At 43.2% G+C, this 19472-nt stretch carries 15 protein-coding genes and 6 tRNA genes; 8 read left to right on the top strand and 13 right to left on the bottom strand.

All coding sequences use genetic code 11. The annotated features are described in order from the left end of the window. Positions 1 to 18 precede the first annotated feature (18 nt). From thrC to thrA, 3 genes are read right to left on the bottom strand one after another with little or no spacing between them, the layout of a single operon-like run. A complete protein-coding gene (gene thrC, locus HPC40_RS07250; protein ID WP_208118835.1) occupies positions 19 to 1296 on the bottom strand; it encodes a threonine synthase in 1278 nt (425 codons plus the stop codon). A gap of 8 nt (positions 1297 to 1304) precedes the next feature. Continuing rightward, the gene (gene thrB, locus HPC40_RS07255; protein ID WP_208118836.1) at positions 1305 to 2249 is read right to left on the bottom strand and encodes a homoserine kinase; all 945 of its coding nucleotides are present in this window, start codon (positions 2247 to 2249) and stop codon (positions 1305 to 1307) included. Next, positions 2249 to 4708 carry a bifunctional aspartate kinase/homoserine dehydrogenase I gene (thrA, locus tag HPC40_RS07260; protein WP_208118837.1) on the bottom strand — a complete coding sequence of 820 codons (2460 nt, stop codon included), beginning with the start codon at positions 4706 to 4708 and terminating at the stop codon, positions 2249 to 2251. The genes thrB and thrA overlap by 1 nt, the downstream gene beginning before the upstream one ends. Positions 4709 to 5085: 377 nt before the next feature. Between thrA and HPC40_RS07265 the strand changes: the two genes are divergently transcribed. Then, complete coding sequence (locus HPC40_RS07265; RefSeq protein ID WP_208118838.1) at positions 5086 to 5787, top strand: YggS family pyridoxal phosphate-dependent enzyme; 702 nt, start codon at positions 5086 to 5088, stop codon at positions 5785 to 5787. 11 nt (positions 5788 to 5798) lie between these two features. Continuing rightward, positions 5799 to 7301: a sodium/proline symporter PutP gene (putP, locus tag HPC40_RS07270; RefSeq protein ID WP_208118839.1), complete on the top strand. Its 1503-nt coding sequence runs from the start codon at positions 5799 to 5801 to the stop codon at positions 7299 to 7301. Between the two features lie 62 nt (positions 7302 to 7363). Here the strand turns inward: putP and HPC40_RS07275 are convergent. The 6 genes from HPC40_RS07275 to nagB form a co-directional block, all read right to left on the bottom strand. Beyond that, positions 7364 to 7448 (bottom strand) — tRNA-Leu (locus HPC40_RS07275). Between the two features lie 23 nt (positions 7449 to 7471). Continuing rightward, positions 7472 to 7546 (bottom strand) — tRNA-Gln (locus tag HPC40_RS07280). Positions 7547 to 7572: 26 nt separating this feature from the next. Then, positions 7573 to 7647: transfer RNA gene (locus HPC40_RS07285), tRNA-Gln, on the bottom strand. A 24-nt stretch (positions 7648 to 7671) separates the two neighbouring features. Continuing rightward, positions 7672 to 7756: transfer RNA gene (locus HPC40_RS07290), tRNA-Leu, on the bottom strand. A 4-nt stretch (positions 7757 to 7760) separates the two neighbouring features. After that, positions 7761 to 7837 (bottom strand) — tRNA-Met (locus HPC40_RS07295). A 188-nt stretch (positions 7838 to 8025) separates the two neighbouring features. Further along, the gene (gene nagB / locus HPC40_RS07300) at positions 8026 to 8841 is read right to left on the bottom strand and encodes a glucosamine-6-phosphate deaminase (protein WP_208118840.1); all 816 of its coding nucleotides are present in this window, start codon (positions 8839 to 8841) and stop codon (positions 8026 to 8028) included. A gap of 202 nt (positions 8842 to 9043) precedes the next feature. Between nagB and HPC40_RS07305 the strand changes: the two genes are divergently transcribed. The 5 genes from HPC40_RS07305 to HPC40_RS07325 all read left to right on the top strand — a co-directional run bounded on the left by HPC40_RS07305 (position 9044) and on the right by HPC40_RS07325 (position 14065). Beyond that, positions 9044 to 9445 carry an NUDIX hydrolase gene (locus HPC40_RS07305; protein ID WP_208118841.1) on the top strand — a complete coding sequence of 134 codons (402 nt, stop codon included), beginning with the start codon at positions 9044 to 9046 and terminating at the stop codon, positions 9443 to 9445. Positions 9446 to 9532: 87 nt separating this feature from the next. Then, positions 9533 to 10270, top strand: coding sequence for a pyruvate formate lyase 1-activating protein (pflA, locus tag HPC40_RS07310; RefSeq protein ID WP_235972356.1), 738 nt, complete (start codon positions 9533 to 9535; stop codon positions 10268 to 10270). Between the two features lie 183 nt (positions 10271 to 10453). Further along, positions 10454 to 11743, top strand: a complete 1290-nt coding sequence (gene hflK, locus HPC40_RS07315; protein WP_208118842.1) for an FtsH protease activity modulator HflK — start codon at positions 10454 to 10456, stop codon at positions 11741 to 11743. After that, positions 11743 to 12633: a protease modulator HflC gene (gene hflC / locus HPC40_RS07320; protein WP_208118843.1), complete on the top strand. Its 891-nt coding sequence runs from the start codon at positions 11743 to 11745 to the stop codon at positions 12631 to 12633. The genes hflK and hflC overlap by 1 nt, the downstream gene beginning before the upstream one ends. 133 nt (positions 12634 to 12766) lie before the next feature. Then, positions 12767 to 14065, top strand: coding sequence for an adenylosuccinate synthase (locus HPC40_RS07325; RefSeq protein WP_208118844.1), 1299 nt, complete (start codon positions 12767 to 12769; stop codon positions 14063 to 14065). A gap of 97 nt (positions 14066 to 14162) precedes the next feature. Here the strand turns inward: HPC40_RS07325 and nanQ are convergent, their stop codons facing one another. Together nanQ and HPC40_RS07335 are read right to left on the bottom strand one after the other, a co-directional pair. Next, positions 14163 to 14636 carry an N-acetylneuraminate anomerase gene (gene nanQ / locus HPC40_RS07330; protein WP_208118845.1) on the bottom strand — a complete coding sequence of 158 codons (474 nt, stop codon included), beginning with the start codon at positions 14634 to 14636 and terminating at the stop codon, positions 14163 to 14165. Next, positions 14633 to 15526 (bottom strand): N-acetylmannosamine kinase, encoded by an 894-nt coding sequence (locus HPC40_RS07335; RefSeq protein ID WP_208118846.1) that lies wholly within the window; start codon positions 15524 to 15526, stop codon positions 14633 to 14635. The genes nanQ and HPC40_RS07335 overlap by 4 nt, the downstream gene beginning before the upstream one ends. A 350-nt stretch (positions 15527 to 15876) precedes the next feature. On the opposite strand from HPC40_RS07335, the gene HPC40_RS07340 reads away from it, so the two are divergent. Continuing rightward, complete coding sequence (locus tag HPC40_RS07340) at positions 15877 to 17307, top strand: alanine/glycine:cation symporter family protein (RefSeq protein ID WP_208118847.1); 1431 nt, start codon at positions 15877 to 15879, stop codon at positions 17305 to 17307. Positions 17308 to 17342: 35 nt separating this feature from the next. On the opposite strand, the gene HPC40_RS07345 is transcribed toward HPC40_RS07340, so the two are convergent. After that, a tRNA-Ile gene (locus HPC40_RS07345) sits at positions 17343 to 17419 on the bottom strand. Between the two features lie 125 nt (positions 17420 to 17544). Then, on the bottom strand, positions 17545 to 19401 hold the full coding sequence (rpoD, locus tag HPC40_RS07350; RefSeq protein WP_208118848.1) for an RNA polymerase sigma factor RpoD: 1857 nt from the start codon (positions 19399 to 19401) through the stop codon (positions 17545 to 17547). Positions 19402 to 19472: the final 71 nt, after the last annotated feature.

A 19472-nucleotide genomic window follows, 5' to 3' on the forward strand; every position in this document is an offset into this window, starting at 1 on the left:
GGTCTGACCGCACTTTTATTACGCATCAAGCAAAAATCTACGCAACGTTGCGAAATCGTTCGCCATCTCGACACTCAACAAAGGCAATTTGTTGTGTTTATCAAGTGCCTCTGGCAGTGGTAAATCAAGGGATAAAATGCGATCCACACTTTCTTTAAATTTAGCAGGATGTGCGGTACAGAGAAAAATGCCCGTTTCATCGGCTGCCAGATCATCACGCAATGCTTGGTAAGCAATGGCACCATGAGGCTCGCACACATAGCCCAGTGTTTGCATATCGCAAAGTGCGGTTTCAGTTTGTGCGTCATTTTTCGCTGTCGCATGCAACGAACTCAACGCCCAATTATTGCGTTTAAATAACTCTTCAACCCTTGGCCAGTTATTTGGACGGCTCACATCCATTGCGTTGGACAGTGTTGCCACGGTTGGATTAGGCGACCAGTTGCCACTTTGCAAATAACGTGGCACGGTGTCGTTGGCGTTGGTTGATGCCACAAAACGTTTGATAGGCAAGCCAAGCGTTTTCGCAATCAGCCCTGCGGTCAAGTTACCAAAATTACCACTGGGTACGCTAACCACAACATTTTGGCGTTTATCTAACGGCAGCTGTGCAACAGCTTCAAAATAGTAACACACCTGTGCAAGCAAACGGCTAATATTGATAGAATTAGCCGAGTTTAGCCCGATCTCCTCCCGCAATTCTTTATCATCAAAGGCTTGTTTCACTAATGCCTGGCAATCATCAAAATCACCTTGAATCGCAACTGTACGAATATTATCGCCTAATGTGCAAAATAATTTTTCTTGCAATGGGCTGATTTTGCCTTTCGGATACAAAATAACCACATCAATGTTGTCAAGCCCATGAAACGCATGCGCCACTGCGGCTCCCGTATCGCCCGAGGTCGCCGTCAAAATTGTGATTTTGCCGTTTTTCCGTACCGCTGCCAATGTGCGCGCCATAAAACGCCCGCCGAAATCTTTAAAGGCCAGTGTCGGCCCATGAAACAATTCTAGGGCATAAATATCGTCACTGACGTGTACTAATGGCGCAGGGAAATTAAATGCCTGTGCGATGATGTCATTAAGCACCGCACTTGGCAATTCATCACCAATCAACGCACTTAAAATGCGTTGGCTACGCTCAATGAGTGGCAGTGCAAGCAATTGGTCAATGTTGTCAAAGTGCGGTAAGTTTTCAGGGAAAAATAGCCCTTGATCCTTACCTAAACCTTGTTGCACAGCTTGCGCAAAACTGACTTGTTCATCGGGGTGTTTAATATTGTATAATTTCATAGTTTTCCTTAATCGATTACCCGTGCGCCTTGCATATCCAGCTGGCAAATATGCACGAAACCTTCATTATTTTGTAGATACTCTTTTTCTAAAAATTGGCTCACTTTGGTGGCTGTGAGCAAATCTGGCGTAATAGCAAACATGGTCGGACCAGAGCCTGAAATGCCGCTGGCAAGTGCGCCCAAATCACGACAGCCTTGTTTAACGAAAGCATAATTTGGCAATAATTGCTCACGGTAAGGTTCTGCAATCACATCTTTCATCATTAATGCCGCCAAATTCTCTTGCCCTGTGTGGCAAGCATGCACGAAACTGCCAAGATAACGCCCGTGATCAATCACATCTTGGCGGCTATAACTTTTTGGCAAAATGGCACGTGCCTCGGCGGTTGATACTTCAATGCCAGGATACGCCAACACCCAATACCACTGTTCAAAAAATGGCAAACTTTGGCTGATATTGCCGAGTGATTGCACCATTAATTGCATACCACCTAAAAAGCAAGGCGCAACGTTGTCATAATGAACAGAGCCTGAAATGCGTCCTTCAAGTTCGCCCATCATCTCCAATAATTCCATTTTAGAAAATGGTTGTTGATGAAATTCATTCAATGCCACCAATGCGGCAACAATCGAACACGCACTTGAGCCAAGCCCAGAGCCGATCGGCATATTTTTCTCAAGTGTTAAGCGCAATGACCGCACTTTGCGATTTTGCAACGCTAAACGCTCACTAAATAGCACATAGGCTTGATACACAATATTTTTTTGCGGCTCTTTGGGTAATTTACGGACAAAATAGCCCGCACTTTCAAGTTCAAAACCTGAAGTAATTTCTTCAATTTGCACCACATCGCCGAGTAACGCCCCATCAATGGGGGATACCGCCGCCCCAAGGGTATCAAACCCAACGCTGACATTGGCACTTGATGCGGGGGCATAAATGCGTAACATTAGTTTGCCCCTCCATTTTGTACGGTGCGCAGAATATCTGCAAAAATTCCTGCTGCGGTTACATCGTTGCCCGCACCATAGCCACGCAACAATAATGGGATCGGGTTGTAGTAACGAGAATAGAACGCCAACGCATTTTCGCCATTTTTAACTTTATACAATGGGTCATCACCATCAACCGCAACAATTGACACCTTGCATTTGCCATTTTCTAGCCGTCCAACATAACGAAGCACCTGCCCTTTTTCTTGCGCTGACCGCACTTTTTGTGCAAAGGCGTCATCAAGCTGTGGCAACTTCTGTAAAAACGTATCCACATCGTCCCCTTCGGCAAAGCCTGCTGGCAATACACCTTCCACCTCTACATCACTTAATTCCATATCTAAACCCGATTCACGGGCTAAAATTAACAACTTTCGTGCCACATCACTGCCTGACAAATCATCACGCGGATCAGGCTCAGTAAACCCCTTTTCTTTCGCGAGTTTAGTGGCCTCAGATAGCGTCATCCCCTCTTCTAACTTACCAAAAATAAATGATAACGAACCGGACAAAATGCCATCAAATCGCTGAATTTCATCCCCTGCGGCAAGCAATTTTTGTAAGTTATCAATCACGGGTAACCCTGCCCCCACATTGGTGTCGTACATAAATTGGCGATGATGACGTGCTGCAACATCACGCAATTGGTGATAGTACGCCATATTAGAGGTGTTCGCCTTTTTATTTGGTGTCACCACATGAAATCCGCCTGCCAGTAAGTCAGCGTAAGCATCGGCAATGGCTTGGCTTGAGGTACAATCCACAAACACAGGATTAACAAGGTGGTTTTCTTTGATAAAGTGAATTAAACGCTCAAGGGATAACACATCTTGTGCATTATCAAGCTGGGTGCGCCAATTGGTCAGATTGAGCGGTTTTGAACTCAGTAACAATTTTTGTGAATTTGCCAATGCAAACACGTTTAAGGCAATATTTTTTTGCTCAAGATAACGTTGTTGACGTTCAATTTGATCGACTAATTCACCACCGACCCCGCCTGTGCCCACGATAAATACATCAAGTTCACGATACTGCGAAAATAGCGCACGATGTGTAGCACGCACGGCTTGTACTGATTTCTCCTGCGGTACAACCACGGAAATAGAACGTTCAGATGAACCTTGTGCAATAGCAACAATATTAATGCTCGCCTTAGAAAGTGCGGTGAAAAAGCGGGCTGCGATGCCTTTTGCTTTTTTCATGCCATCCCCAACAACGGATACAATCGACAAATCACTGATAATATCTAACGGTTCTAGTTTTTTATGCGAAAGCTCTTGTGCAAATTCTAACTCAAGTGCGGTTTTGGCTTGTGATTCAAGTTTGCTCGGCACACAAAAACTAATGCTATATTCCGATGAGGATTGCGTGATCAAAATCACTGAAATGCCCGCTTTCGACATCGTGGAGAAAACCCGTGCTGCCATGCCAACCATGCCTTGCATGCCTGGTCCTGAAATATTGAACATGCTTACATTATCAAGGTTGGTGATCCCTTTTACTTGCAGATAATCTGATTGTACATCATTATTAATATACGTCCCAGGCGCGTGAGGATTCGCCGTATTTTTAATCACACATGGGATATTGGTTCGCACTAATGGACCAATCGTACGGGGGTGAATGACTTTCGCCCCAAAATAGGCAAGCTCCATCGCCTCTTGATAGCTTAAGCTGTCCAACAATTTCGCATCTGGCACCAAGCGAGGATCGCAAGTGAACACTCCATCTACGTCTGTCCAAATCTCACAAACATCGGCTTCTAAACACGCTGCTAACACGGCGGCTGAATAATCTGAGCCATTGCGCCCTAATAACACTAATTCGCCGTCTTCATTGCGTGCAGTAAAGCCCGCCATTAATACAATATGCTGTTTTGGAATAGAGCCCGCATCCACTAAGGCTTTTGATTGACTAATACTGACTGATGACTCAAGGTAAGAGCCTTGTGCAATTAATTTTTCCGCAGGATCAATTTGTGTTACCTGATAGCCTTTTGCCTCAAACCACGCACGCATCATCGCAATCGAGAGTTTTTCACCACGACATAAAATCGTGGCATTTATGCGATCTGGGCATTCTCTGTGTTGCTTGATGTCATCTAAAATGCTGTGTAATTGCTGAAATTCGGTATTGATGGTGTTTAAAAGTGCGGTTTTATCTAATTTTGGATTGGCTTGATGAAGACCATTGATGATAACGTGGAAGATATGTTGTGCACTGTGGAAGTCATCTTCAAAATCCTCGCCTTGACATGCCTTATCTACCAACGCCACAAGAAAATTGGTGATTTTGGCTGGAGCCGACAACACCCCCGCCGCCTGATCAGCCAAATGGGCTTGCTCAATCAACTCAGCCGCCTGCAAAAATCGTTCAGGGTTGGCAAGAGATGTTCCACCAAATTTAAGCACTCGCATAGTCTACTCCTTCAAGCTTGTTATTTTTCAATTTTATCAAATCATAAAAAAACCCGCACTATGTTGTGCGGGTTTTGCTAAATTTTATCAATGCTAGCCCGCCACCGAACAGATGGTAATAATAGTCATGGTGATAGGCATTAAAAATTGTTGCATTGCATTGTCATATTGTGTTTTCGATAGCATAGATTTACAAAATTCTTCTATCCTTGTCAACAAAAAAGTGATGACGTGTTTTATTTTCTCAATTTCATTTTTATTTTGATAAAAATCGCCCAAATAAAATCACTTTCTTGCAATTTTTATGCCGTTTTTGATGACATTTCTACGACAACTCGCTATGCTTTATCCTTTTCATGCAACTATCTCATTAAAATATGTCAATCAGCGAGAACATCGCCCACATTCAAGGGCAAATCCAACAGGTGTGTCAGCATACTGACCGCACTTTAGGTTCTGTTACATTACTTGCGGTGAGTAAAACCCAACCTGTGAGTGCCATTCAAGCGGCTATTAACGCTGGGCAAACGGCGTTTGGTGAAAATTATGTGCAAGAAGGTGTGGAGAAAATTCAATATTTTCAAGGGCAATCAGTCCCGCTTGAGTGGCATTTTATTGGTCCACTCCAATCAAATAAAACCCGTTTAGTCGCAGAACATTTTGACTGGGTCGAAAGTGTTGATCGTGAAAAAATTGCACAACGTTTAAGTGAACAACGTCCTGCAACAATGCCTGATCTCAATGTTCTTATTCAAGTAAATATCAGTCATGAACGCTCAAAATCAGGCATAGCCCCTTGCGATGTGCTCGATTTTGCCCAAAAAATAGTAACATTACCGCGAATCACTCTGCGGGGATTAATGGCGATCCCAGCCCCAGTAACAACACGCACTGAACAAAATCCCTTTGCCCAGATGAAAACGCTTTTTACCCAGTTACAAACCGCACTTCCTGACTGTGCGATTGACACACTTTCAATGGGTATGAGTGATGACATGCAAGATGCCATTAAATATGGCTCAACCCAAGTTCGGATTGGCACAGCCATTTTCGGTGCTCGCCACTATACTACTAAGTAGGAGTTGTTAAAATGTTTGGTTTTGACCCAACCATTATTACCTTTGTCGTTTATATTGTCGGCATGCTACTCATCGGCGTGCTGGCCTATCGCTACACGCAGAACCTCTCCGATTATATCCTCGGTGGACGCAAGCTCGGTGGATTTGTTACAGGCATGTCTGCGGGTGCATCCGATATGTCAGGCTGGTTATTAATGGGACTACCAGGCGCAATTTATGCCGCTGGCTTAGTCAAAGCATGGATTGCCATTGGTTTAACCTTAGGGGCGTATTTAAACTGGTATTTCGTTTCAGGGCGATTGCGTATTTTCACCGAATGCTATGACAATGCACTCACCTTGCCTGAATATTTTCAAGCACGCTTTGGCACAAAGCACAAATGGCTCAAAATCATTGCTGCTACCACCATTTTGGTTTTCTTTACGATCTACTGTGCTTCCGGTGTCGTGGCAGGAGCGCGATTATTTGAAAACCTATTTAGCACCCCCTATGCAACCGCACTTTGGTATGGTGCACTGGCAACCATTGCCTACACGTTTATCGGCGGTTTTTTAGCCGTTAGCTGGACAGACACCGTACAAGCAACCTTGATGGTTCTTGCTCTCATTATCACTCCGATTATCGTGCTATATAGCATTGGGGGCAGCGAACGCTTACCTGATATTATCGCTCACGCTGGCAATGCGAGTGGCAAAAATTTTACCGACATGTTTACTGACACATCACTTATTGGTCTTCTAAGCCTTTCTGCATGGGGGCTTGGCTATTTCGGTCAACCGCATATTCTAGCCCGTTTTATGGCAGCTGATAGTGTCAAGTCTCTCACCAGTGCACGGCGTATTGGTATTGCATGGATGATTTTCTGCCTGATTGGCGCGGTGGCAATCGGCTTTTTCGGCATTGCTTATTTCTACGTCAATCCAAACGAAGCTCAGGTAGTAAACGCCAACAGTGAGCAGATTTTCATTGAACTGGCGCGTAACTTATTCAACCCTTGGATTGCAGGCATATTACTCTCCGCAATTCTCGCCGCTGTAATGAGTACATTAAGTTGCCAATTATTAATCAGCTCCAGTGCAATTACCGAAGATTTCTACCGTGGTTTTATCCGCCCGAATGCCAGCGAAAAAGAACTGGTCTGGCTCGGTCGAGCAATGGTGCTATTCATTGCCGTCATCGCCATCATCATTGCCCACGATCCCAATAGCCAAGTCCTAAACTTAGTAGAACACGCATGGGCTGGCTTTGGCTGTGCTTTTGGTCCAATCGTCTTATTCTCCCTCTTTTGGAAACGCACTAATGCTACAGGGGCCATAGCAGGAATGCTGACTGGCGCACTCATTGTGATTTTTTGGAAAGTTATATTCCCTGATAGCCAAATTTATGAAATGATTCCTGGCTTTATTGGCTCTAGCCTTGCGATTATCGTAGCGTCGCTTATCACGCCGAAACCACAAGATGCAATAACACAACGCTATCAACGCGCCAAAACCACTTATAAAGCAAGCCTATAACGACAAAGTGCGGTCTTATTAACCGCACTTTTATTTTTATTTCAATGTGTCTTATCACACAGTGGTGCGGACGGTGGGACTCGAACCCACACACCTCGCGGCTCTAAAACCTGAATCTAGCGCGTCTACCAGTTTCGCCACGTCCGCAATATCAAATAAAAAGAGAATAATGGCTGGGGTACTAGGATTCGAACCTAGGAATGCTGAGATCAAAACCCAGTGCCTTACCGCTTGGCGATACCCCAATCGAAAATAGTTAGAAATGTAAAGATGGCTGGGGTACTAGGATTCGAACCTAGGAATGCTGAGATCAAAACCCAGTGCCTTACCGCTTGGCGATACCCCACCTGTTGAATACGATTAAGATGAATGGTGCGGGAAGAGGGACTTGAACCCACACACCTCTCGGCGCCAGAACCTAAATCTGGTGCGTCTACCAATTTCGCCATTCCCGCAGTTTGGTGGCTATGACGGGATTCGAACCTGTGACCCCAACATTATGAGTGTTGTGCTCTAACCAACTGAGCTACATAGCCAAAAACGCTTGAACATCTCATCGTTTTGCGGACGCCATTATGCTAAGTTAGGTTCGATTCGTCAACCTCTTTTTATGAATTTTTCTAAATTTTTATTTATTCGGATACAGATTAACCAGTTTAAAGCTATTTTCGATCTAAAACAACATTTTTTGCGCAAAATCTGATTGCATTTTATACAAAAAAGATCAAAGTGCGGTCTGCTGCATCCGCTTAATTTCATCAGCCTCTAAATTGGTGAAATATTTCACCGTTTTCACTTTCAATTCTTGTGTGGCTGGTTCATCACACACAATAATTGCTTTGGCGTGCATTTGTAATGCACTGATTGTCCACAGATGATTCACGGCACCTTCCACACCTGCTTGTAATGCGAGGGCTTTGCTGTGTCCTGTCACTAAAATCATAACTTCTTCTGCGTCCATCAATGTTTGTACGCCAATAGTGAGTGCATATTTTGGCACTTTATTGATGTCATTATCAAAAAAACGTGAATTGGCGATTAACGTGTCTTCGTTAAGCGTTTTAATTCTGGTGCGCGATGTCAGTGATGAACCTGGCTCATTAAATGCAATATGTCCATCACTACCCACGCCCCCCATAAAGAGATGGATTTTACCATAAGCACGAATTTTCTCTTCGTATAAGCGACATTCAGTAAGATGATCTGGATTATTACCATTGAGAATATTGACATTTTCCTTTGGAATATCAATGTGACTGAAAAAATTCTTCCACATAAATGTATGATAACTTTCAGGATGATCTTCAGGCAATCCCACGTATTCATCCATATTAAACGTAACAACATTTTGAAAGCTCACTTTGCCTTGTTGATACCGTTTTATGAGTGCTTCGTAGGTTTTTAATGGCGTGCCGCCTGTTGGTAATCCCAATACAAATGGACGCTCTGGGGTTGGGTTAAAGGCATTAATTTTATTCACAATATAGTCAGCAGACCACCAACAAACTTGCTCAGCGGTTTGTAAAGGGAGTAATCGCATACATTATCTCCATAGCAATATTTATTGTAACGTAGTTAATCACTTTTACCGTTTGGACTCAAGCAGATACTCAAACGAAATAATCATATTGTGATATAGCTCAAACCTTCTTTTTCTTGCATAACAAACTCATATTTTAGTTTGCAATGACAAGGTGTCTTCCTTAAAATCATACATAATCAATACTGAAGAGTGATCACTTATGGCTGGCAATATTGATAAATTGGCATTAATTGTGCTTGAAAACCGCAAATTATTAGTCACCCTTTCCCATCATAAATCCGCCTACTATCTCCCTGGCGGCAAGCGTGAAATGGGTGAAAGTGATGAGCAAGCCCTTATTCGTGAAATCCAAGAAGAGCTTGATGTCGCCTTAATCCCTGATAGTTTGCGCTATGTACACACATTTTCTGCACAAGCTGATGGTAAACCTGAGGGCACGTTAGTGGTTATGACCTGCTATCAAGGTAAATTTGAAGGCTTGCCTAAAGCAAGCAACGAAATTGCAAAATTGAGTTGGATAACGTCTGCTGATCGCTCCCAATGCTCAAAAGCGGCTGCGTTGGTTGTCGATTATCTGCATCAAAAACACCTCATTGATTAATCAAAAGTGCGGTTTGGCAAATTGAACTATCGCCATAGACCGCACTTTGCGTTAAAATGCAGCTTATTTTTTTATGTTGGACAGATTATGACTATCGGGCGTATTCATTCTTTTGAATCTTGTGGCACTGTGGACGGTCCTGGGATTCGCTTTATTCTTTTCTTGCAAGGCTGCCTTATGCGTTGCAAATATTGCCACAACCGCGATACGTGGGACCTCGATGGCGGACGCGAAATTACCGTTGAAGAGTTAATGAAAGAAGTGGTAACGTATCGCCACTTTATGAATGCGTCTGGCGGTGGTGTTACGGCATCTGGCGGCGAAGCCATTTTACAAGCTGCATTTGTACGCGATTGGTTTCGCGCCTGCAAAGCGCTTGGCATTCATACCTGTTTAGATACTAACGGCTTTGTACGCCGTTATGATGCGGTGATTGACGAATTGTTAGATGTAACCGATTTGGTCTTACTGGATTTAAAACAGCTCGATGACACCATTCATCACAACTTGATTGGCGTACCCAATAAACGCACATTAGAATTTGCACGCTATTTGCAAAAACGCAATCAGAAAACGTGGATTCGTTATGTGGTTGTCCCTGGATACACTGATGATGATCACTCTGTCACCTTATTAGGTGAGTTTATTAAAGACATGCAAAATATCGAAAAAGTCGAACTATTACCTTATCATCGCCTTGGTCAACATAAATGGGAGGCTTTGGGTGAAAAATACGAGCTTGAGGATGTTAAACCGCCAAGCAAAGAAAAAATGGATCATATACAACACATTCTGCAACAATACCACGCTAATGTAACTTACTAACAGAAAACCGTACTTTTACCATGATAAGTGCGGTTTTGTGCTAAAAAGCTGGAAATCACTGGCTGAAATCGTTACAATCAACGCATTACATTTTTAACAAAAATGTAATAAATTAAAACAGTTACTTATTTTTTGACCGCCGTTAGTGTTCACACTCGGCTTTTAACTGGAGAGAACAACATTATGTCGTGGAATGGTTCAGACAATAACCATCAATCAGATCAAGACCCATGGGCTAAACCAGGGCAATCAAGTGGCAAAAAGCCTGAGCCTGAACGTGGCGATGAGCGACCGCAACAAGGGCATTCTCAGCGCACAAACGAACAAGGTCCACCCGATTTAGAGGCTGTTTTTAACTCCCTATTGAAAAAAATGGGAGGCGGAAAATCAGGTCATAATGGCGGAAATAATAGCTTTTCGGGTCTTGCAAAACTACTGCCTGTTGTTGGTGTAATAGCTCTCATTGTATGGGCAGTGAGTGGTTTTTATACCATTAAAGAAGCTGAGCGTGGTGTTGTATTGCGTTTTGGAAAAGTGAATTCCATTGTGCAACCAGGGCTTAACTGGAAACCGACCTTTATTGACCGTGTTCTGCCCGTCAACATTGAGCGCATTAGTGAATTACGTGCTCAAGGCAGTATGTTGACGCAAGATGAAAATATGGTCGTGGTTGAAATGACAGTACAATATCGTATCAACGATCCTGTTAAATATCTCTTCAGTGTGACCAATCCAAACGACAGCCTTTCACAGGCAACAGATAGTGCCTTGCGTTATATTATCGGTCATATGAATATGGACGAAATTCTGACCACAGGCCGCTCTGTGGTGCGGGAAGACACATGGCGTTATTTAGAAAAAGTGATCAAACCTTATGATATGGGATTAGAAGTGATTGATGTTAACTTCCAATCTGCCCGCCCACCTGAGCAGGTGAAAGATGCGTTTGATGATGCGATCAAAGCACAAGAAGATGAGCAACGTTTTATTCGTAATGCCGAAGCCTACGCCCGTGAAGTTGAGCCAATTGCACGTGGTAATGCACAACGCATCGTAGAGCAAGCCACTGCTTATCGTGAGCAAGTGGTACTGGATGCACAAGGGGAAGTGGAACGTTACCAACAATTATTGCCTGAATATAAAGCAGCACCAGAACTCTTGCGTGAGCGGATGTACATTCAAGCAATGGAAAATATCATGAGCAAAACCCCGAAAGTTATGCTCGATAATGCTGCGGGCAACAGCCTCAATATTTTGCCGCTTGAGCAGTTATTAAAAGGTAAAACATCGTCAGCCAATAAATCGGATAATAACGCCAAAGCCGAACATAAAAGTGCGGTCGGAAAAGCAACTGAAAAAGAGAGTGCTCCTGCGTCACGCTCGAGTAACCCAAGTAATGCAATGGAAAACTACATTGGTTCACAATATGATGAACAACTGTTTAACAATAACCGTCAAGGGAGATTTGAATAATGCGTAAATTTTTATTACCTGTCGTCATTGTTCTCGCTGCGGTTCTTTATTCAAGCCTCGTGGTTATTAATGAAGGCTCGCGTGGCATTATGTTGCGCTTTAGCAAAGTCCTGCGAGATGATGATAACAAAGTGAAAATCTATCAACCTGGATTACACTTTAAAATCCCATTTATTGATAACATTAAAATTTTAGACGCTAAAATCCAAACGCTCGACGGTCAAGCGGATCGTTTCGTGACCGTCGAGAAAAAAGATTTATTAGTAGATTCTTACGTGAAATGGCGCATCAGTGATTTTGGGCGTTTTTATACCAGTACTGGCGGTGGCGACTATACCCATGCGGAAAACTTGTTACGTCGAAAGGTCAATGATCGCCTACGGAGTGAAATCGGTGCTCGTACTATTAAAGACATTGTGTCAGGTACGCGCGGTGAATTAATGACTGGTGCATTAAATGCCCTCAACACGGGTGCTGATAATGCCTCCGATTTAGGGATTGATGTGATTGATGTACGCGTAAAACAAATTAATCTGCCTGAAGAAGTCTCTTCATCTATTTATCAGCGTATGCGGGCTGAACGTGATGCAGTAGCGCGTGAGCATCGCTCTCAAGGACGTGAAAAAGCGGCGTTCATTCAAGCTGATGTGGATCGCAAAGTGACCCTCATTTTGGCAAATGCTAATAAAAAAGCCCAAGATTTACGCGGTAACGGGGATGCTACCGCAGCAAAATTATATGCTGATGCCTTCAGCAATGAGCCAGAATTTTATAGCTTTGTACGCAGTATGAAGGCTTATCAGCGTAGCTTTAATGATGAACACAATATGATGATTCTCAAACCTGGCGATGACTTCTTCCGCTATATGCAATCACCAACGCAAAAATAGCGACCGCACTTTTAATGATGCCCCACTGTTTTGGGGCATTTTTATGGCAAAATCTTGATTGTGGATTGTAGTTCAGCGTAGAAAATAGTAAAGTAAACAGTTGCGAACTAAACTAGCTAAAAGGTAAAACATTATGGGCAAAAGTGTTGTTATTCTCGGCGCACAATGGGGTGACGAAGGGAAAGGCAAAATCGTCGATCTCTTAACCGATCGCGTCAACTATGTGGTACGTTATCAAGGTGGGCATAATGCAGGTCATACCCTCATTATCAATGGTGAAAAAACGGTATTACGCCTAATTCCATCTGGCATTTTACACGATAACGTCACCTGCTTAATCGGCAACGGCGTGGTATTGTCACCAACCGCACTTATGCAAGAAATGAGCGAGCTTGAATCTCGTGGTGTAAACGTGCGTGAACGTCTGCTCATCTCTGAGGCCTGCCCATTAATTTTATCTTATCATGTCGCAATGGATCAGGCGCGTGAATGCGCACTAGGTAAAAAAGCCATCGGCACGACTGGGCGCGGAATTGGACCAGCCTATGAAGACAAAGTGGCTCGTCGTGGGTTACGCGTAGGTGATCTTTTTGATCGCAAGGCTTTTGCAGAAAAACTCAAAACTATTGTTGACTATTACAATTTCCAACTAGAAAACTACTATCATGTAGAGCCTGTCGATTATCAAAAAACCCTTGATGACATTATGACCATTGCTGATATTATTACCGCAATGGTTGCAGATGTACCAACTATCTTGTCGAAAGCTCGCCAAAACGGCGATAACATCTTGTTTGAAGGCGCGCAAGGCACAATGCTTGACATCGATCATGGTACCTATCCATTTGTAACCAGCTCCAACACCACTGCTGGCGGCGTCGCCACGGGTGCTGGCTTCGGACCTCGCCATATTGATTATGTTCTCGGCATTATCAAAGCGTACTGCACTCGCGTAGGTGGAGGCCCTTTCACCACGGAATTATTTGACGAAACAGGTGCTGCAATTGCGAAGAAAGGGAACGAATTTGGTGCAGTTACTGGTCGCCCTCGCCGTTGTGGCTGGTTTGATGCCGTTGCCGTTCGCCGTGCAGTGCAACTCAACTCCATCACTGGCTTTTGTATGACCAAACTCGACGTGCTCGACGGCTTTGATGAACTCAAAATCTGCGTAGGCTACAAAATGCCAAACGGCGATGTGGTGGAATACGCCCCAACCGCCGCTGAAAACTGGGAAAACGTCGAACCAATCTACGAAACCCTGCCTGGCTGGAAAGAGAATACCTTTGGCGTGACTGACATCAATCAACTACCAGATACTGCGCGTGCGTATATCAAACGCATTGAAGAGGTTACAGGTGTACCAATCGCTATCCTCTCAACAGGCCCAGATCGTGTACAAACGATGATTTTAGACGATCCATTTGCAGTATAAGATATCAAAAAACCGCTGATTTTCAGCGGTTTTTTAAATGAGAATAAATAGCTATAACAGCTCACCATAAGGGGAATTTAATCCCTCCTTATGGTTTTTATACCAACAACTCAGATGGAATTTTCACGACCAATTTTTTAATTTTCTCAGCTTTACCACCCACCCAGCAGGTTGGGGTATGTTCTTCGTATGGGAAAAATACGGCGAACATTTTGGGTTTCAGCACAATCGTATTTTTATATGGGATGGCGGCTGGGGTAAGTTGGTAATCATTCTCTTCATTATAGGGCTCATAACTGTCGAGATTGGGATTACCAACACCGTATTCCATCGCTTCTTGCCCGCTGATCAACACTTGAATATCGGTATGTTGGCGATGTAATTCAGGCTTACGGGTACTCGCTTCTTCCGTTTCAGGCGTCATGACATTCATAAAAATTTGATCATCAATATCATATCGTCCTACGTCTAAAGCCTCTAGATCCAAAGTACAAAGATAATCACACACGCGTTTAATCACTGGGTGCAATCCAAATGCGTAGTCTTTTTTTGTTAAATCACCTAAAATCATTTTTTCGTCCTATTTGCTAGATTTTCATTCAACCACAGCGCAGCTCCAATGAGACGTTCATCTTGTACTGTGCTGCTTTTCACAACCTCACAATGATAAAAGTGCGGTTGCTCAATAAGATATGTTTTTACAAGCGAGAGATAGCCATCAGATAGCCCAACACTGCCCCCGAGTGCGACACATTCTACGTCATCAACCACGACCAGGTCAGCCACTAAATTAGCAATGACTTGTGCGGATCGTTTTAACATGGCAACCGCTTCAGGATCGCCTTGCTGGTATTGTGCAAAAATATCTTCAACCGCACTTTGTGCACCTTGCATATTGGCAAAATGAACCATTGCATTCGCGGATGCCATCGCATCAACACAGCCTCGGCGACCACAAGCACAGGTTGGACCATTCGGATCAGCAAGCGTATGCCCGATATGTCCTGCAATGCCTTTAGAACCAATTTGCAACTCACCGCCGAGCACTAAGCCCCCTCCCACTTCTTTATCCACATCAATATAGGCAAAGTTTTTCACCTCTGTTGGTGCATTTAGACGATATTGCGAATACGTTGTGGCTTGCAAGCGTGTTACTATTCCCACAGGATGGTGATAACTACATTGGTGAAGTGTATGCTCTAATGGGAATGTCGCTAAACCCGCAGGCTTGTTGGGATTAAGGGCACTTAGTGGACCATCTTGAACATTATCACTCACCACAGCGACTGCATCAAACATGCCTTTATAATGCTGAAAAATGGCTTTTAATGTCTGCTCTAGTGCCTCATTTTGCTGCCCTTGTGGTAAAGGAAACTGTTGACGATCTTCTAAAATCTGTCCCGTTACCAACGCACTATCAATGTTCTCTTTTCCAATATCAATCGCCAAACAACATTTCATAACTCTACCTCAACCCTCAGTGAATACTGATGATGACACAGTATAAACATTATTAAAAAGGGATTTCAATAAATATATTGCTACTGTAATACGCCGCACAACGCACGACAACCAGTTCATCTGAAAAATGAGATCTCAAGCAGAATTTTTCTTCTCAACCGCACTTTTACCGCCCATAACAACTTTAAAAATAAAATAAAGTTTTAATTAAAATATTGATTATTTAACAACAGTATTGCCATTTTACTATATAATATTTTGCTAACAGCACCATTTCTTACACTTTTAAATTGACTTTACACCGCACTTTGATAAGATGCTTGCAACTTAAAGCATTCCCTTAATAAACGATGGATTATATAAAACAATTTTTTGATTTAGTCGGTGATCTCACATGGGGTTGGGCCCTCATCCCGATGCTAATTATTTTTGGATTACTATTTAGCATTGTGAGTAATTGGGCACAATTTCGCTATTTTCCGCGTATGTTCCACTTCCTACGCACTGATACACAGGTTTCTAATAAAAATGCTATCAGCGGTCGCCAAGCACTTCTGCTATCAATAGGTGGTCGTGTTGGGGGCGGCAATATTGCAGGCGTTGCCGTCGCTATATCCCTTGGCGGACCTGGTGCCGTATTTTGGATGTGGATTGTGGCGATGATTGGTATGGTAACCAGTATTATTGAGTGCACCCTCGCTCAATTATACAAACACAAAACGGCAGATGGGCATTTTCGTGGCGGTCCCGCTCGCTTTATTCTCCACGGATTGGGCGAAAAATACCGCTGGATGGCCGTTGTCTATTCTATTTGCCTCATGCTGTCATTTTCAATCGGCTTTAATGCCTTTCAAGGCAATACTGTAGCTGGTGCCGCACTCGATAGCCTCGGCATTGAACGCTTATGGACAGGCATTGCGTTAGCTATTATTGGTGGCTTAATTATTTTTGGCGGGATTAAACGCATCTCAAAAGCGGCTGATGTCATCATTCCTATTATGGCTGTATCCTACTTTATATTAGCCCTTATCGTCATAACCATGAATATCACTGAACTACCTGCAGTGATGATGAGCATTATTAAGAACGCATTTGGCATCGACTCGGTTGTAGGGGGTGGTATGGGCGTTGCAATCTCGCAGGGTATGCGACGAGGCTTATTCTCCAATGAAGCTGGTCTCGGCTCTGCACCTAACGTAGCTGCCACAGCCACTGTAAAACACCCTGTTACCCAAGGTATTGCACAATCGCTATCTGTATTTATCGACACAATCGTAATTTGCAGTTGTACTGCGTTCATTATTCTACTCGGCCCAGTTTATGTACCAGGTGCTGAAATTGATGGCGTAGTGTTAACACAGCAATCGTTAGTTTACCATCTTGGTGAATGGTCCAAATATCTCCTCACCGTTGCAATTTTATTATTCTCATTTAGCTCTATTATTTATAATTATTACTTAGGCGAAAATGCCCTCAGTTTCCTCTTTTTTGGAAAACATGAAAAACGCCCGATTTTCCTACTGCGCATAGCTGTTATTGCCATTCTCTTTCTTGGTGCAACGGCAAAAGGTGCGACCGACGTATTTTTCTTTGCTGATCCACTCATGGGATTATTGGCCTTACTTAATTTGCTCGCCCTTATTATGCTCTTTCCTATTGCCTCTCGCTTGCTACAAGACTACCGTCAACAACTCAAGCAAGGCGTACAAGAACCTATATTCGATCCAGATAAATTTTCCGATCTCGACATTGACAAAAATGCGTGGAAAAAACAGTCCTAAACGTAAAAAGACCGCCAAAGCGGTCTTTTCTAAACTGGTGGCCCCAACAGGACTTGAACCTGTGACCAATCGATTATGAGTCGACTGCTCTAACCAACTGAGCTATGGGGCCTTGGTGAGAGTTTGCGATTATAGAGCAATGTATCGCCGTTGTCTAGAAGTGGGCGAATAGTTGTCGAAAAAATAACGTGCTAAAGTGCAAAGTGCGGTCCAAGCCAACCGCACTTTTCATTTCCGTTACTCATCTAAGAAACTTTTTAGATTCTCTGAACGGCTTGGATGACGTAATTTACGTAATGCTTTTGCTTCAATTTGACGAATTCGCTCACGGGTAACATCAAACTGTTTGCCAACTTCTTCAAGTGTGTGATCCGTATTCATATCAATCCCAAAACGCATTCTCAGCACCTTCGCTTCGCGTGGCGTTAAGCCATCAAGCACTTCTTGTGTTGCCATTTTTAGGCTTTCAGCAGTGGCAGAATCCAGTGGTAGTTCAAGCGTGTTATCCTCAATGAAATCACCTAAATGTGAATCATCGTCATCGCCAATAGGCGTTTCCATTGAAATTGGCTCTTTAGCAATTTTCAATACTTTTCGGATTTTGTCTTCTGGCATATTCATTCGTTCTGCCAGCTCTTCTGGGGTGGCATCACGTCCCATTTCTTGTAACATTTGGCGGGAGATACGATTAAGCTTATTAATCGTTTCAATCATATGTACAGGAATACGAATAGTGCGAGCTTGATCGGCAATCGAACGAGTAATCGCTTGACGAATCCACCATGTTGCATAAGTGGAGAATTTATAACCACGACGATATTCAAATTTATCCACCGCTTTCATCAAGCCAATGTTACCTTCTTGAATTAAATCAAGGAATTGCAAGCCACGATTAGTGTATTTTTTCGCAATGGAGATCACAAGACGCAAGTTTGCCTCAATCATTTCTTTTTTCGCACGACGAGCTTTTAACTCTCCTTGCGAAATGCGTTCGCCAATTTCACGGATTTGTGTAATGGTTAAACTGCTGTCTTTTTCAATTACTTCAAATTCAGCAATAGCGGCTCGAATTTCACTCTCATAATTTCTTAATTTATCCGACCATGGTTTGCCTGCATTTAGTGCTTTTTCGAACCACGCATCACTGGTTTCTTTCCCAATAAAGCCTTTTGGAAAATGGCTTTGCGGAACTTTACTGTAATCATTAACCAAGCGGCGAAGTAGGCGTTCTTGCACCCGAATCCGTTTGAGCATACCACGCATTAATAATACCAAATTATCAAATTGCTTTGGCACTAAACGAAATTGTTGGAACACGCCTGATAAAATCACAATTTGCTCGCGTGCTTTTTTACTTGTGCGTCCATGTTTGCGAATCGCTTCCAATGTAACACTATATTGTTCTTTTAACTCTGTGAATTTTTGACGAGCGAATTCAGGATCGATACTATTATCAGAGTCGTCGCTATCTGCATTATCGTTGCTGTCATCTTCCTCATCTTCATCAATATCATCAACATCGTCGCTCGTGTCTTCTTCATCTGAAAATTCAGGCTCGAGCTCAGGCGTCTCATCATTGACGACTTCGCTGAGATCAACAAAACCTGTAATAATATCCGTTAGGCGCATTGTCCCAGCTTCAACCTGTTCATACTGCTCGAGCAATGAGGTGATCGCTTCTGGGTACTCCGCAACCGCACTTTGTACTTCGTTGATACCCTCTTCAATGCGTTTGGCAATATCAATTTCACCTTCACGAGTGAGCAATTCAACACTTCCCATCTCGCGCATATACATACGCACAGGATCGGTGGTTCGCCCCAGTTCTGCCTCAACGCTTGACAGCACTTGCGTTGCCTCTTCAACCGCATCTTCATCTGCAATATTTTCGTTTAGCATCAAATCATCAGCATCGGGTGCCGTCTCTAGCACTTGAATGCCCATATCATTGATCATTTGAATAATATCTTCGATTTGCTCTGCATCGACTAATTCTTCAGGCAAATGGTCATTGACTTCAGAATAGGTTAAATAACCTTGTTCTTTTCCCTGAGCAATGAGTAATTTAAGTTGTGATTTAGAGGTTTGCTCCATAAATTTGATATCCGCACTTATTGATAAATGAGTTATATATTAAGGCAAAAGCTAAGTATAACATAGATTTT

This window comes from Spirabiliibacterium falconis (assembly GCF_014885015.1).
Classification (GTDB): Bacteria; Pseudomonadota; Gammaproteobacteria; order Enterobacterales; family Pasteurellaceae; genus Spirabiliibacterium; species Spirabiliibacterium falconis.